12 protein-coding genes are annotated in these 14,313 nt (G+C 64.9%); 3 read left to right on the forward strand and 9 right to left on the reverse strand.

Annotation, left to right across the window (positions count from 1 at the left end; translation table 11 throughout):
* Positions 1-73: 73 nt before the first annotated feature.
* The 5 genes from fdhD to MCB86_RS14375 all read right to left on the reverse strand — a co-directional run bounded on the left by fdhD (position 74) and on the right by MCB86_RS14375 (position 6,263).
* Complete coding sequence (gene fdhD / locus MCB86_RS14355) at positions 74-907, reverse strand: formate dehydrogenase accessory sulfurtransferase FdhD (RefSeq protein ID WP_239611302.1); 834 nt, start codon at positions 905-907, stop codon at positions 74-76.
* 122 nt (positions 908-1,029) lie between these two features.
* A complete protein-coding gene (locus MCB86_RS14360) occupies positions 1,030-1,266 on the reverse strand; it encodes a formate dehydrogenase subunit delta (RefSeq protein WP_230623710.1) in 237 nt (78 codons plus the stop codon).
* Positions 1,267-1,341: 75 nt separating this feature from the next.
* A complete protein-coding gene (fdhF, locus tag MCB86_RS14365) occupies positions 1,342-4,185 on the reverse strand; it encodes a formate dehydrogenase subunit alpha (RefSeq protein WP_239611303.1) in 2,844 nt (947 codons plus the stop codon).
* A gap of 15 nt (positions 4,186-4,200) precedes the next feature.
* Entirely contained in the window at positions 4,201-5,772 is a 1,572-nt protein-coding gene (locus MCB86_RS14370; protein WP_239611304.1) for an NADH-quinone oxidoreductase subunit NuoF, read from the reverse strand.
* Positions 5,769-6,263: a formate dehydrogenase subunit gamma gene (locus tag MCB86_RS14375; protein WP_168422956.1), complete on the reverse strand. Its 495-nt coding sequence runs from the start codon at positions 6,261-6,263 to the stop codon at positions 5,769-5,771. Before MCB86_RS14375 ends, MCB86_RS14370 begins: the two co-directional genes overlap by 4 nt.
* Before the next feature lie 199 nt (positions 6,264-6,462).
* Here MCB86_RS14375 and MCB86_RS14380 point away from each other — a divergent pair, with 199 nt between their 5' ends.
* Both MCB86_RS14380 and MCB86_RS14385 read left to right on the forward strand, forming a co-directional pair.
* Positions 6,463-7,551: a substrate-binding domain-containing protein gene (locus tag MCB86_RS14380; protein WP_045164152.1), complete on the forward strand. Its 1,089-nt coding sequence runs from the start codon at positions 6,463-6,465 to the stop codon at positions 7,549-7,551.
* Positions 7,552-7,692: 141 nt separating this feature from the next.
* The gene (locus MCB86_RS14385) at positions 7,693-8,151 is read left to right on the forward strand and encodes a YMGG-like glycine zipper-containing protein (protein WP_045164153.1); all 459 of its coding nucleotides are present in this window, start codon (positions 7,693-7,695) and stop codon (positions 8,149-8,151) included.
* A gap of 52 nt (positions 8,152-8,203) precedes the next feature.
* Here the strand turns inward: MCB86_RS14385 and MCB86_RS14390 are convergent, their stop codons facing one another.
* From MCB86_RS14390 to MCB86_RS14405, 4 genes are all read right to left on the reverse strand, one after another.
* A complete protein-coding gene (locus tag MCB86_RS14390) occupies positions 8,204-8,638 on the reverse strand; it encodes a thioesterase family protein (RefSeq protein WP_045164154.1) in 435 nt (144 codons plus the stop codon).
* A 57-nt stretch (positions 8,639-8,695) separates the two neighbouring features.
* Positions 8,696-9,859 carry an iron-containing alcohol dehydrogenase gene (locus MCB86_RS14395; RefSeq protein WP_239611305.1) on the reverse strand — a complete coding sequence of 388 codons (1,164 nt, stop codon included), beginning with the start codon at positions 9,857-9,859 and terminating at the stop codon, positions 8,696-8,698.
* Between the two features lie 105 nt (positions 9,860-9,964).
* Positions 9,965-11,755, reverse strand: a complete 1,791-nt coding sequence (locus tag MCB86_RS14400; protein WP_239611306.1) for an acyl-CoA dehydrogenase C-terminal domain-containing protein — start codon at positions 11,753-11,755, stop codon at positions 9,965-9,967.
* A gap of 2 nt (positions 11,756-11,757) precedes the next feature.
* The gene (locus tag MCB86_RS14405) at positions 11,758-12,996 is read right to left on the reverse strand and encodes a 3-hydroxyacyl-CoA dehydrogenase (protein ID WP_239611307.1); all 1,239 of its coding nucleotides are present in this window, start codon (positions 12,994-12,996) and stop codon (positions 11,758-11,760) included.
* Positions 12,997-13,098: 102 nt separating this feature from the next.
* Here MCB86_RS14405 and MCB86_RS14410 point away from each other — a divergent pair, with 102 nt between their 5' ends.
* Positions 13,099-14,010, forward strand: coding sequence for a LysR family transcriptional regulator (locus MCB86_RS14410; protein ID WP_239611308.1), 912 nt, complete (start codon positions 13,099-13,101; stop codon positions 14,008-14,010).
* Positions 14,011-14,313 lie beyond the last annotated feature (303 nt).

Consider the following 14,313-nt stretch of genomic DNA (forward strand, 5'->3'; position numbering starts at 1 on the left):
GAAGCATCGTCTGGGGCCGCTCACACAAGCGCGATCGGCACAAGAACACCACGGCATTCGTGAAGCGGAAGGGCTATTCGGCGTTATTACAGGGGCTGTAGGCCCGCGGCGCGCTGTGGTGCGGCAGATGGATCAGATTGAGGTGGTGCTGGCGCGCCCAGCGCACGCAGAGGTCGGTCGGTGCCGACAGGCTGACCAGCGTCGACAACCCGGCACGCACGGCCTTGTGGATCAGCTCCAGGCTGCAACGGCTGGTGACCACGGCGAAGCCCCGCCGGCTGTCGCGGCCTTCTCGACGCAGCGCGCCGATCAGCTTGTCCAGCGCATTGTGCCGGCCGATGTCTTCGCGACACAGCACGATTTCGCCGTGCTCGTCGACGTACAGCGCGGCGTGCAGCGCACCGCTTTGCCGCGCCAGGCGCTGCGCATCGTTGATCCGCGCGCGCAGCTCATGCAGATGCGCGGCCGGCGGCAAGGGGCTGGGCGTCAGCGTGGTCAGTTGCGGCAACGCCTGCTCGATCGCCTCCACGCCGCACAGACCGCAACCGCTGGTGCCAGCGAGACTACGGCGCTGTTGCTTGAGCGCCCAGAACGCACGATTACCGATCTGCACCTCGGCGCTGAACGCCTCGCCGCGACGGCTGAGCTGGATGTCGTAGATTTCATCCACGCTTTCGACAAGCGCGCCGCTCAGGCTGAAGCCGACGACGAAGTCCTCCAGGGCACTGGGCGAGACCATCATCACCGCATGGCTGATGCCGTTGTAGGCGATGGCCAGGGCGCACTCCTCGGCCAGCACCGCATTGCCCCGCTGCGCGGCAGCGTCCAGCTCGACGTAGCGGTAGGCCTCCGGCGCCGGGTTGGTGATGCGATCAGCGGCGAGCGGACGGGAGGCACGGCGTGACATGGCGTTGGGTTCCTCGCAATGATCGTAGGGTGGATCGCGCTTTTATCGATCCACCATAGGCGCCGCGACGGCGGATGAAAAGACCGTCATCCACCCTATGCCGAACCAGGACCTTATGCTGCTCACGCCACCTGCGGTTCGATCTGCTCACGCAGCCCTTGCAGCGCCTGCAGGGCGAACTCGCTGAGCCCTTCGCCGCCGTGGGCGTCCAGATGCGCATAGAGTGCGGTGCGCATCTGCGGGTCCCACTGGCGCCTGAGGTGCTGGGCGAATTCGCTGCGCGCCTGGGCGGGGTCGGGTTGGGAGGCGAAGAAGGCGCCGATCTGGTTGGCCATCTTGATCAGTTGCGTGGCATTCATGCCCATCTGCACACCTCGATGCGCTGAAGAGAAAACAGGAGCCAACGGCGGGCCGCGAAGGCCCGCCGCTGGGGTTTACAGCTGGGTGACCTGGATGCGCGGCAGGAACTCGACCTGCTCGCGGGTGAAGGCCTCGAACTCCTGCTGCCACTTCGATGGCACCTCGACCTTGTGCACCTGTACCGCAGTCACCTTGTACTCGGGACAGTTGGTGGCCCAGTCCGAGTTGTCGGTGGTGATCACGTTGGCGCCGGATTCCGGGTGGTGGAAGGTGGTGTAGACCACACCCGGCTGCATGCGCTCGGTGACCTTGGCGCGCATCACCGTCTCGCCGGCACGGCTGTTGATGCCGACCCAGTCGCCATCGTTGATCCCACGGTCCTCGGCATCCACTGGATGCAGTTCGAGAATGTCCTCGGCGTGCCAGGCGCCGTTGGCGGTGCGCCGGGTCTGTGCGCCAACGTTGTACTGCGACAGGATGCGGCCGGTGGTGAGCACCAGCGGACGCTTGCGCGAGGTGCGCTCTTCGGTCGGGATGTACTCGGTGACCATGAAGCGACCCTTGCCACGCACGAACGCGTCCTCGTGCATGATCGGCGTACCTTCCGGCGCCTCGTCGTTGCACGGCCACTGGATACTGCCCATCCGGTCGAGCTTGGCGTAGCTGACGCCAGTGAAGGTCGGGGTCAGGCGGGCGATCTCGTCCATGATCTGCGACGGATGGGTGTAGTTCATCGGGTAGCCGAGGGCGTTGGACAGCGCCACTGTCACTTCCCAGTCTTCCTTGCCGGCCAGCGCGGGCATCACCTTGCGCACCGGTGAAATGCGCCGCTCGGCGTTGGTAAAGGTGCCGTTCTTCTCCAGGAAAGAGGCGCCCGGCAGGAACACATGGGCGTATTTGGCGGTTTCGTTGAGGAAGAGGTCCTGCACCACCACGCACTCCATGGCCTTGAGCGCATCGGTGACGTGCTGCGTATCCGGATCGGATTGCGCCGGATCCTCGCCCTGCACGTAGAGGCCCTTGAAGGTGCCGGCGTGGGCCGCGGCGAGCATGTTGGGAATGCGCAGACCCGGCTCGTCGAGCAACTGGACGCCCCAGGCGGCCTCGAATTGCGGCCGCACCACCGGATCCGAGACATGGCGGTAGCCCGGCAATTCGTGCGGGAAGGAGCCCATGTCGCAGGAGCCCTGCACGTTGTTCTGTCCGCGCAGCGGGTTCACCCCAACGCCCGGGCGACCGATGTTGCCAGTGGCCATGGCCAGGTTGGCGATCGCCATGACGGTGGACGAGCCCTGGCTGTGCTCGGTGACGCCCAGGCCGTAGTAGATCGCGGCGTTGCCGCCGGTGGCGTACAGCCGGGCGGCTGCGCGTACCTCGGCGGCCGGCACGCCGGTCAGCTCCTGCATGGCCTCGGGGCTGTTGCGCGCTTCGCTGACGAAGGCGCGCCATTGCTCGAAGGCCTCGGCCTCGCAGCGCTCGGCGACGAAGGCTTCGTTGATCAGGCCTTCGGTGGCGATGACATGCCCCAGGCTGTTGAGCAGGGCGACGTTGCTGCCCGGACGCAGTTGCAGGTGATGCTCGGCCTTGATGTGCGGGCTGCGCACCAGGTCGATGCCGCGCGGGTCGGCGACGATCAACCGCGCACCTTCACGCAGGCGGCGCTTGAGCTGCGAGCCGAACACAGGGTGGCCGTCGGTGGGGTTGGCACCGATCACCATCACCACGTCGGCGGCCAGTACCGAATCGAAGTCCTGGGTACCGGCGGATTCGCCGAGAGTGACCTTGAGGCCATAGCCGGTCGGCGAATGGCAGACGCGCGCGCAGGTGTCGACGTTGTTGTTGCCGAAGGCGGCGCGCACCAGCTTCTGTACCAGATAGGTTTCCTCGTTGGTGCAACGCGAGGAGGTCAGCCCGCCGACCGAGTCGCGGCCGTACTGCGCCTGGATCTCCTTGAAGCGCCTGGCGGCATAACCGATCGCCTCGTCCCAGCTCACCGAACGCCAGGGCTCGTTGATGCTGTCGCGAATCATCGGCGTCTTGATGCGGTCCGGGTGGGTGGCATAGCCCCAGGCGAAGCGGCCTTTGACGCAGGCATGGCCGTGGTTGGCGTGGCCGTCCTTGTTCGGCACCATGCGCACCACTTCGTTGCCCTTGACCTCGGCCTTGAACGAGCAGCCAACGCCGCAATAGGCGCAGGTGGTGGTCACGCTGCGTTCGGCCTGGCCCATCTCGATCAGCGACTTCTCGGTCAGGGTGGCGGTCGGGCAGGCATTCACGCAGGCGCCACAGGAAACGCACTCGGAATCGATGAAGCTTTCGTCCTGGCTGGCGGCCACTCGCGAGTCGAAGCCACGGCCGTCGATCGTCAGGGCGAAAGTGCCCTGCACTTCTTCACAGGCCCGCACGCAACGGTTGCAGACGATGCACTTGGATGGGTCGTAGGTGAAATAGGGGTTGGATTCGTCTTTGGGCTCGGCCAGGTGAGTCTTCACCGGGTCGTAGCGCACCTCGCGCAGGCCAACCACGCCAGCCATGTCCTGCAGTTCGCAGTTACCGTTGGCCGAGCAGGTCAGGCAGTCCAGCGGGTGATCGGAGATGTACAGCTCCATGGTGCCGCGGCGCAGTTCGGCGAGCTTGGGGCTCTGTGTGCGCACCTTCATACCCGGCTCAACCGGAGTGGTACAGGACGCCGGATAACCGCGGCGGCCCTCGATTTCCACGGTACACAGGCGACATGAGCCGAACGGCTCCAGGCTGTCACTGGCGCACAACTTGGGCACGGCGATGCCAGCCTCTTGTGCAGCGCGCATGACCGAGGTGCCAGCTGGCACGGTGATGGCGGTGCCGTCGATTTCCACCGTTACCGGTGCGCCGGTGCGGGCGGGGGTGCCATAGTCGAGTTCACGATACAGGGCCATGTCTGTGCCTCCGAATCAGCGGGCTTCGGCGGTGTCTGGCGACACCCCGAAGTCCTCGGGAAAGTGGTTGATAGCGCTCATCACCGGGTAGGGCGTCATCCCGCCGAGGGCACAGAGCGAGGCGCCGAGCATGGTGTCGCAGAGGCTCTTGAGCAGCTCGATACGGCCCGGCTGCGGCCCTTCGGAACGGGCGACGATGATTTGGTCGAGCAGCTCCTCGCCACGGGTCGAACCGATCCGGCAGGGCGTGCACTTACCGCAGGATTCCACCGCGCAGAATTCCATGGCGTAGCGCGCCATCTCGGCCAGGTCGACCGTATCGTCGAACACCACGATGCCGCCGTGACCGAGCACCGCGCCGAGGGCGGCGAAGGCCTCGTAGTCCAGCGGGGTATCAAACTGCGACTCCGGCAGATAGGCACCCAGCGGGCCGCCCACCTGCACCGCGCGGATCGGCCGGCCACTGGCCGAACCTCCACCATATTCATATAGCAGCTCGCGCAGGGTGATGCCGAAGGCCTTCTCGATCAGGCCGCCACGCGCGATGTTGCCGGTCAGCTGGATCGGCAGGGTGCCGAGCGAGCGGCCCATGCCGTAATCCTTGTAATAGGCGCCACCCTTGTCGAGGATGATCGGCACCGAGGCCAAGGAGATCACGTTGTTGATCACCGTCGGCATGCCGAACAGGCCTTCGATGGCCGGCAGCGGCGGCTTCGGCCGCACGGTGCCGCGTTTGCCTTCGATGCTTTCGAGCAGTGCGGTTTCCTCGCCGCAGATATAGGCGCCGGCGCCGCGGCGCAGCTCCAGATGGAACGCCTTGCCGCTACCCAGCAGGTCGTCGCCCAGGTAGCCGGCGGCGTTGGCGCGGGCGATGGTCTCGAGCAGCACCGCCTCGGCGTGTGGGTATTCCGAACGCAGGTAGATGTAACCCTTGGTGGCGCCGACGGCCAGACCGGCAATGGTCATGCCCTCGATCAGCACATAGGGGTCGTCTTCCATCACCATGCGGTCGGAGAAGGTCCCCGAGTCGCCTTCGTCAGCGTTGCAGACGATGTATTTCTGCGCCGCCTCGCAGCCGAGCACGGTGCGCCATTTGATACCGGTGGGGAAGGCCGCGCCGCCACGGCCGCGCAGGCCGGACTCGGTGACCTCGGCGACGATGGCCTCAGGCGTCATGCCCAGAGCACGCTTGAGCCCGCGATAGCCGTCGTGAGCGATATAGTCATCCAGCGACAACGGGTCGGTGATGCCAGCGCGAGCAAAGGTCAGGCGTTCCTGACGCTTGAGGTACTCGATCTCCTCGGTCAGACCCTGGCCCAGCGGATGCTCGCCGCCCGACAGGAACCCGGCATCGAACAGTCCGGCGACATCCTTGGCCTTGACCGGACCATAGGCGACACGGCCGGCGGCGGTGGCGACTTCGACCAGCGGCTCGAGCCAGAACAGCCCACGCGAGCCATTGCGCACCAGCTTCACGTCGAGGCCACGAGCCGCAGCCTCGGCGGCAATGGTCTGGGCGACCTTGTCGGCACCCAGGCTCAGCGCGGTGACGTCTCGCGGTACGTAAACGGTAATGGACTCGCTCATGCGCGAACCTCCTGTTCAGCCAACAGTTCCAACAGACCCTCGGCATCGACGCGGCCATGCAGCTCGCCGTTGAGCATGGCGTTCGGCGCGCAGGCGCAATTGCCCAGGCAATACACCGGCTCGAAGGTGAGGCTGCCGTCTTCGCGGGTCTCGCCGAGCGGCAGGCCGAGCTTTTCCTCGAGTTCGGCAGTCAAGGCCTTGACCCCCATCGAGCGGCAGGCTTCGGCCTGGCACAGCTTGAGCACCTGACGGCCCGGCGGCGTGGCGCGAAAGTCGTGGTAGAAGCTGACCACGCCGTGCACTTCGGCACGCGACAGGCTGAGGTCCTCGGCAATCATCGGCAGCAGCTCCGGCGGCACCGCACCGAGGCGATCCTGGATGTCGTGCAGGATGGGTAACAGGGCGCCTGGCCGACCGCGGTGGGCGGCCAGTACCTCACGGGCGACGGCCTGGCACTGCTCGGGGGCGAAGCGCTGGGGAAGAATGGCCATGTTCTATGCTCCAGCCGGCGGCTAAAACCGGTACTGTCGGGAGACAAGCGCCACACATCACGGCTGATGAGCGCTTATCCCAGGTGGCGTTCGAAGGATCGCCACATATGAATAAAAGTTCTTATACTTGGCCGCAGAGCGCCCATGTGCGGCACACTAACATGGGCAATCAGCCGAACAAATATGAAGTCTTAAGCATATGATACGCATCGAAATCCAGCCACGTTGGCGTTTTCATCAACGCGACGGCAGCAGCCTCGATCCCCAAGGCCTGGAACTTCTGCAGGCCGTGCACGACACCGGCAAGCTGACCGAAGCCGCTGCCCGCGTCGGCTATTCCTATCGCCATGCCTGGAACCTGCTGGGCAAATGGCAGGCCTTCTTCGGCAGCCCGCTTATCGATCTGGAACGCGGCAAGGGCGCACGCCTGGCGCCGCTGGGGGAAAAACTGCTGTGGGCCGACCAGCGCATCCGCGCGCGACTTTCGCCCCAGCTGGACAACCTGGCCGGCGAGCTGGAACTGGAACTGAACCGGGTGCTGCAAGCCAGCAACCCGGGCCTACGCATTCACGCCAGCCACGGTTTCGCCGTGGCGGCGCTGCGCGAGTGGCTGGAGCGCGACCCGAGCTGGCAGTGGGAGGTGCAGTTTCGCAGCGGCAGCGAGGCGATGATCGCCCTGCATCGCCACGACTGCGAGGTGGCCGGCTTGCATGTGCCCGCCGGGCCGCTCGGCGCGCTCAGCATGAACCGCATACAGCCCTGGCTGCGGCCCGACCAGCGGGTAATCACCTTCGTCGTGCGCACCCAGGGATTGATGCTGGCCCCCGGCAATCCGCACGGCGTCGAGGGGTTGGCGGATCTGGCGCGTGGCGAGCTGCGCTTCGTCAACCGCGAGCCAGGTTCGGGCACGCGTTTGCTGCTCGAAGATCTATTGCGCCGCGACGAGCTGGACAGCACCGCGATCAAGGGTTTCCACAACGAGGAATTTACCCATGCCGCAGTGGCCGCCTACGTGGCCAGCGGCATGGCCGACGTCGGCTTCGGGGTCGAGGCGGCAGCACGCCAGTTCGGTCTGACCTTCCTGCCCATGGCCCGCGAGCACTACTGCCTGCTGTGCCGCGAGGACAGTCTCGAGCTACCGGCCATGGCCGCGCTGCTACGGGTGCTGCAGAACCCGGAATTCCAGGCACGCATCAGTCAACTACCCGGGTACGCCTTGAGCCGTCCCGGCGAGGTGCTGCCGTTAACCCAGGCGCTGGAACAATGGAGTCGCGAGAGCCTGCTCTGAGAGCCTTCCTATCCTCTGGCGGATGAATCGTGAACCAGCTCACAAAGCTGGCAAGCGAACAACCGAAGCGGGAACTCGACGCGGACTCACCAGTCTATGGCGCAATTCTCGCCGCAAGGCGGCTCTGTCCTCGAGGTGTCTATGAAGTCTCTGCAGTTGCTCCTCCTCTCGCTTGGCTTGACCTGTGGCGGCTACGCCCTGGCGGGCAATACCGAAGCCGCCGTGGGTGGCGCGCTGGGAGGCGCCCTGGGCACGGTGGTCGGCGAACAGTTGGGCGGATCGACCGGCGCGACCATCGGCGCCGGGGTTGGCGGGGCAGCCGGCGGTATGGTCGGTGCCGACAAGCGCAGCCGCACCGAAGCAGCCATCGGCGGCGGCCTGGGCGCCGCCGGTGGCAACGTCATCGGCCAACGGGTCGGCGGCAGCACCGGTGGCTTGATCGGCGCAGCGGTGGGCGGTGGCGCTGGTGGAGCGCTCGGCAACGAATATGGCGATGACGATGATCATCGTGACCGCCGTTATCGTGATGATCGTCGCTATTACGGGCACCCAGGCAAAGCCAAGGGTCACTGGAAGCACAAACACAAGCATCACGACTGATACATACGTTCCGGGCGGGCCACTCCTTCAGGCCCGCCTCGCCCTCGTCCCGCTATTTTGCCAAAGCCTCCAAGGCCGTGCGCAACCCATCCGGAATCGGCGTCGGCCGATTGCTGGCGCGGTCCACGAACACATGCACGAAGCGCCCCGCCGCGCAGGCCTGCTCTTCGCCTACTTTGAAGATCGCCAATTCGTACTGCACCGAGCTGTTCCCGAGCTTGCCAACCCGCATGCCTACTTCCAGCGCATCGGGAAAAGCGATGGATGCAAAGTAGTCGCACGATGAGCTGACCACGAAGCCGACCACTTCGCCTTCATGGATATCCAGCCCACCGCGTTCGATCAGGTAGGCATTCACCGCGCTGTCGAAATAGCTGTAGTAAACGACGTTGTTCACGTGGCCGTAGATGTCGTTGTCATGCCAGCGCGTGGTGATAGGCTGGAAGTGGCGATAATCGGCGCGCAGGTGCTGCGGTTGTTCAGCCATTGGAAATCCTTGAGTAGGCAAAGCGCTGCGCAACGCTAACGCGACGCAGCGCGCGGCTCAGTATGCTGCTTGGTAGATCGCCAGGGCATCGGCCTCGGTCACTTCGCGCGGATTGTTGACGAGCAGGCGCTGCTGAAGCATCGCCTCCTTGGCCAGTTGCGGCAGCATGTCTTCCGGCACACCGGCATCGCGCAGGCGAGTCGGCAAGCCGACGCGAGCGCTCATCTGCTCGAACTCCTCAATCAGCTGTTCGGCGTAGGTAGTGGGGTCGCCCGTACGCAGCCGGTCACCGAGGACGATCGGTGCCAGTTCGCCGTAGTGAGTGGTAGCCGCGCTGACGTTGAAGCGCAGCACCTGCGGCAGCACCAGCGCATTGGATAGCCCGTGAGGGATATGGAAGTTGCCGCCCAGCGGATAGGCCAGCGCATGCACAGCCGCCACTGGCGCGTTGGCGAACGCCTGTCCGGCCAAGCAGGCGCCGAGCAGCATCGCCTGGCGCGCCTCGCGGTTACCGCCGTTGTGCACCGCCTCGTCGAGATTGGCGGACAGCAGCCGCAGCGCTTCGCGGGCCAGCAGGTCGGACATCGGGTTCTTCTTCAGTGCGCTGGTATAGGCCTCGATGGCATGCACCATGGCGTCGATACCGGTGGCGGCGGTCACCGCTGGCGGCAGGCCGAGGGTGAGGTCGGCATCCAGCAGCGCCAGATCCGGCAGCAGCAACGGCGAGACCACGCCCATCTTGGTCGTCTCGCCAGTGGTGATGATGGCGATCTGGGTGACTTCGGAGCCGGTACCCGCAGTGGTCGGCACCTGGATTAGCGGCAGACGCTGGCCCTTGGCGTTTCCCACGCCATAGATGTCCTGCAGCGATTGCGCACACGCTGGATGCGCTAACAACGCCACCAGCTTGGCGACATCCATCGAGCTGCCGCCACCGAAGCCGATCACCAGATCGGCACCGCATGCTTTCGCCTGCTCGACCGCGGCCAGCACGATGGCTTCTGGCGGATCGGCGACGACCTGATCGTAAACGGCGACCTGCAGCCCTTCCGTCTCAAAGCCGGGTAGCACCTCGTTGAGCAGGCCGAAGCGGGTGATGCCGGGGTCGGTCACCACCAGCACCGAACGCGCGCCGCGCTCCTTGCAGAGGCTGGCCAGCCGGCGCGACGAGCCGGGTTCGCAGATCAGTTGAGCGGTTGTGGCAAAGCTGAACGGATGCATCGGTGCCTCCTGTGTCGAATATTGGGCTCTCCTGGCGGAGGCGCTTGGTTGCCTAAGGCATCCCGGTGCTGCTCTATCCGGGGCTGATGGGTTTCACGATTCCGATCAAAAAGCGAAATCCGTCTCCGGCAACGCCATCAGACATCCTGCTCCGCCCTGAATCGCTTCCCGATGCGCACTCGCCCGCGGCAGGACGCGACGCAAATAGAAGCCCGCACTGGCCAGCTTGGCCTGATAGAACGCCTCTTCGCCGGCGCCCTGCTCCAGCGCATCCTGCGCCCGCGCCGCCGCCTGCAGCCACAGCCCGGCCAACAAGACATAGGCCGAGTACTGCAGAAAGTCCACCGACACTGCACCGATCTCCTGCGGATCACGCCCAGTCGCGGCGATTATCTCGGCGCTCAGCTCGCGCCACTCGCCGATACGCGCCTGCACCTTGCTGACCATTTCATGCAGTGCTGGCCGATCGATCTGCTGGTCGCAAATCTCGCTGAACTCCGCCTGCAGCGCCGACAGTTCTGCCCCGCCGTCGCCCAGCAATTTGCGACGGATGTAATCCAGCGCCTGGATGCCATTGGTGCCCTCGTAAAGCTGCGTGATGCGGCTGTCACGCATCAGCTGCTCCATGCCCCACTCACGGATATAGCCGTGCCCGCCATAGACCTGCACGCCCAAGCTGGCGACCTCCTGGCCCATATCGGTGAAGAAGGCTTTGACGATCGGGATCAGCAACGCCGCGCGCTTGCTCGCCGCCTTGCGATAGCCTGGTTCGGGATGGCCGTGTTCCAGATCCAGCTGCCGCGCGCAGTACGCCGCCAGCATGCGGCTGCCTTCCACCAGCGTCTTCTGGGTGAGCAGCATGCGCCGCACGTCCGGGTGAACGATGATCGGGTCGGCGACCTTGTCCGGATGCTGGACGCCTGCCAGCCCGCGGGATTGCAGGCGTTCACGGGCATAGGCCAGCGAGCCCTGATAAGCCTGCTCGGCGATGCCCAGGCCCTGCAGGCCGACCTGGAAACGCGCGTCATTCATCATGGTGAACATGCATGCCAGGCCCTGATTCGGCTCGCCGACGATCCAGCCGGTCGCTCCATCGAAGTTCATCACGCAGGTGGCCGCACCCTTGATGCCCATCTTGTGCTCGACGGCACCGCAGGACAGCGAGTTACGCTCGCCTGGCGTGCCATCGGCATTGGCGATGAACTTGGGCACCAGCAGCAGGCTGATGCCCTTCACGCCGGACGGCGCATCCGGCAGGCGCGCCAGCACCAGATGCACGATGTTCTCGCTCATGTCGTGCTCGCCGCCGGAGATAAAGATCTTGCTGCCGGTGACGCGGTAGCTACCGTCCGCCTGAGGTTCGGCTTTGGTGCGCAGCAGCGCGAGGTCTGTGCCGGCCTGGGGCTCGGTGAGGCACATGGTGCCGCTCCAGCTGCCGCTGACCAGCTTCTCCAGATAGGCATTCTTCAGCGCGTCGCTGCCGTGCTTGTAAAGCGCCAGCACCGCGCCTTCGGTGAGGCCGGAATAGATGCGAAACGACAGCGAGGCGGCCATCAGCATCTCATGGAAGTTGCACGCCACCAGCTGCGGGAAGCCCTGGCCGCCGTACTCGGTCGGCCCAGTCATGCTCGCCCAGCCGTTATCGACGTACTGCCGGTATGCCTCGACGAAGCCCTGCGGCGTGCGGACCTCGCCGTTTTCCAGGGTCACGCCTTCTTCGTCGCTGTTGCGATTGAGCGGTGCGATCTCGCCGCCGGTGTAGCGCGCCGCTTCTTCCAGCACGCCGTCGATCAGCTCGCGATCAAGGCCATTACCGAGCAGCTCGCAATGGGCAGTGGCGTCGAACAGCTCGTGCAGTACGAAGCGCATGTCACGCAGGGGAGCCTTGTATTCCATGCTCAAGCCTCCCGCTTGTAGTCGACGAAGCGACCACCCAAGGTGGCCAGGCTGTCGATCAACTCAGCCGGCTGCCAGTGTGGGCCGTGACGCTCAGCCAAGGCGTTGAGGCGATCACGAATGGCCGGCAGCCCCTGGCGACCAGCCCAAGTCATCGGCCCACCAACTTCGGCGGGGAAGCCGTAGCCGTAGAGATAGACGGTGTCGATATCGGCGCTGGACTCGGCCATACCTTCCTCGAGGATCTTCGCGCCTTCGTTGACCAGTGCCAGCAGGCAGCGCTCAAGGATCTCCTCACTGCCAATCTCGCGACGCTGGAAGCCAAGCCGCTCGGATTCGCGCTGCACCAGCGCATCCACTTCCGGATCGTGCTCGGCCTGACGGCTGCCCTCGGCGTAGCGGTAGTAGCCCATGCGCGACTTCTGACCGAAGCGGCCGAGCTCGCAGAGGCGATTGTCGACCTGCACCTCGGGCTCATCCTGCCCTTTGCCCGCCAGCTCCCGGGCGCGCCATTCCAGATCGATGCCGACCACGTCGTACATGCGGAACGGTCCCATGGCGAAGCCGAAGCCCTGCAGCGCGGCGTCCACCTGATGCGGATAGGCGCCTTCGAGTAGCATCATCCGCGCTTCACGGACATAGGTGGCGAGCATGCGGTTGCCGATAAAGCCTGGGCAGTTGCCGGCGATCACGCTGACCTTGCCCATGCGCTTGCCGAGCTCGGTGGAGGCCTCGAGCACCGCTGTCGAGGTCTTCGCCCCGCGGACGATTTCCAGCAATTTCATGATGTGCGCCGGGCTGAAGAAGTGCAGGCCCACGACCTGCTCTGGGCGCCCGGTAACGGCAGCAATGGCATCGATGTCCAGCGCCGAGGTGTTGCTGGCAAGGATGCCGGCCGGCTTCACGATGCCGTCCAGCTCGCGAAAGATGTTCTGCTTGAGTTCGAGGTTCTCGTACACCGCCTCGATCACCAGATCCACGTCCGCCAGCGCCTGATAGTCGGCGGCCTTGCTGATGCATGCGCGGCGCGCTTCGGCCTGGGTTTCGTCGATGCGCCCCTGCCGGACGTTATGCGCGTAGGTATCGGCGACAACGCTCAACGCCTGTTCGAGCATCTCGGGATTGTTGTCCAGCCACAGCACCTGCACACCGGCGTTGGCCAGGCTCATGACGATGCCGCGGCCCATGGTGCCCGCGCCGATCACGGCGGCGGTCTGGATATCGAAGCGGGTTTGGCTCATTGCAGCTGTCCTCGTCGCAAGGCGGAAAAAACTGGAGACCAACCATAGACGAAGACGCTACTATTTTTGAAATTTAGTCTTGTGATGTTTCAGATTCACCGAATGAATATCTACAACTTCGACCTCAACCTGCTCCGCGTACTGGACGCCCTGCTGCGCGAACGCAACGTCTCCCGCGCCGCCGAGCGGCTTTCGCTCAGCCAACCGGCGGTCAGCAATGCGCTGAGCCGCCTGCGCGAACTGCTCGATGATCCGCTGCTGGTACGGGTCGGGCGCGCCATGCAGCCGACGCCGCGCGCGCTGAGCCTGGAAGTGCCGATTCGCGATGCGCTGCAGCAGATCGAACACACGCTGAACGCCGGCGATTACTTCGACCCCGCCACCAGCCGCCAGCGCTTCGTCATTGCCGTGACTGATTACGTCGAGCTGATCTGCATGCCTTCGCTAATGGCCCGTCTGGCGAGTGTAGCGCCGGGCATCCAACTGGCGATTCAACACCTGACCCCGAGCCTGCCCGCGGCGGCGCTGGATGACGGCGAGCTGGATCTGGTACTGGGCCGTTTCGTCGATGTGCCGACGCGTTTCCACACCCGCCGCTGGGCCAGCGAGACACTGCAGGTCGCGGTGCGCAAAGGGCATCCGCTGATTGGCAAAACGCTGAATCTCGACGCATTTCTGCGCCTGCGTCACCTCTGGGTCCATGGCGGCCAGACGCGTGGCATGGTCGATCAATGGTTGGAAGGCCAAGGGCTCAGCCGCGACGTCGTCTATACCACGCCCAACTATCTCCAGGCCGCGCACATCGTGGCCAGCAGCGATCTGGCCGCCGTACTCCCAACCCAGCTCGCCCGGCATTTCGCCCGGTTGCTGCCACTGCAACTCTTCAATCTGCCGTTCGACCTCGGCGCCTTTCAGCTGGACATTGTCAGCGTGGCCCAGCGCGAGCGGGATGCAGCGCTGCAGTGGTTGATCGAGCAGATCGCGGCGGTACCGGGCAGCAGTGCGGGCCAGTGAACACAGCGCTTAAGGCTCACCGCCGCTTTCTTGCAGACAACAAAAAACCCGCCGAAGCGGGTTTTTCCTGACCATTCCGAATCCTTCCGGTTGCCGTCCTGGCGATGGCCGATCTTCCTTGATCCTGAGCGCATCCTGCGCTTCAGAGATGGGCATAGATTAGGCTTCGGACGGCCTCAGCTAAATAGCCGATCGCTGCGATCCGTGTAAGCCTTTCGCTATATCGGCAACCAATTAGGCGTTTCGCTGTCAGGGAGCCCGCACACTGATCTGATGCGCCCTGATGTTTAATGAGCCCGCCCC

The sequence above is a fragment of the Pseudomonas sp. KSR10 genome (genome assembly GCF_022355455.1).
GTDB classification, from domain to species: Bacteria; Pseudomonadota; Gammaproteobacteria; order Pseudomonadales; family Pseudomonadaceae; genus Stutzerimonas; species Stutzerimonas stutzeri_E.

Bases quoted from the DNA above. Each gene is read 5' to 3' on its own strand.
- fdhF (WP_239611303.1), bottom strand. From the start codon at position 4,185: ATGGCCCTGTATCGTGAACTCGACTATGGCACCCCCGCCCGCACCGGC.
- fdhD (WP_239611302.1), bottom strand. From the start codon at position 907: ATGTCACGCCGTGCCTCCCGTCCGCTCGCCGCTGATCGCATCACCAAC.
- MCB86_RS14370 (WP_239611304.1), bottom strand. From the start codon at position 5,772: ATGAGCGAGTCCATTACCGTTTACGTACCGCGAGACGTCACCGCGCTG.
- MCB86_RS14390 (WP_045164154.1), bottom strand. From the start codon at position 8,638: ATGGCTGAACAACCGCAGCACCTGCGCGCCGATTATCGCCACTTCCAG.
- MCB86_RS14375 (WP_168422956.1), bottom strand. From the start codon at position 6,263: ATGGCCATTCTTCCCCAGCGCTTCGCCCCCGAGCAGTGCCAGGCCGTC.
- MCB86_RS14410 (WP_239611308.1), top strand. From the start codon at position 13,099: ATGAATATCTACAACTTCGACCTCAACCTGCTCCGCGTACTGGACGCC.
- MCB86_RS14380 (WP_045164152.1), top strand. From the start codon at position 6,463: ATGATACGCATCGAAATCCAGCCACGTTGGCGTTTTCATCAACGCGAC.
- MCB86_RS14400 (WP_239611306.1), bottom strand. From the start codon at position 11,755: ATGGAATACAAGGCTCCCCTGCGTGACATGCGCTTCGTACTGCACGAG.
- MCB86_RS14360 (WP_230623710.1), bottom strand. From the start codon at position 1,266: ATGAATGCCACGCAACTGATCAAGATGGCCAACCAGATCGGCGCCTTC.
- MCB86_RS14385 (WP_045164153.1), top strand. From the start codon at position 7,693: ATGAAGTCTCTGCAGTTGCTCCTCCTCTCGCTTGGCTTGACCTGTGGC.
- MCB86_RS14395 (WP_239611305.1), bottom strand. From the start codon at position 9,859: ATGCATCCGTTCAGCTTTGCCACAACCGCTCAACTGATCTGCGAACCC.
- MCB86_RS14405 (WP_239611307.1), bottom strand. From the start codon at position 12,996: ATGAGCCAAACCCGCTTCGATATCCAGACCGCCGCCGTGATCGGCGCG.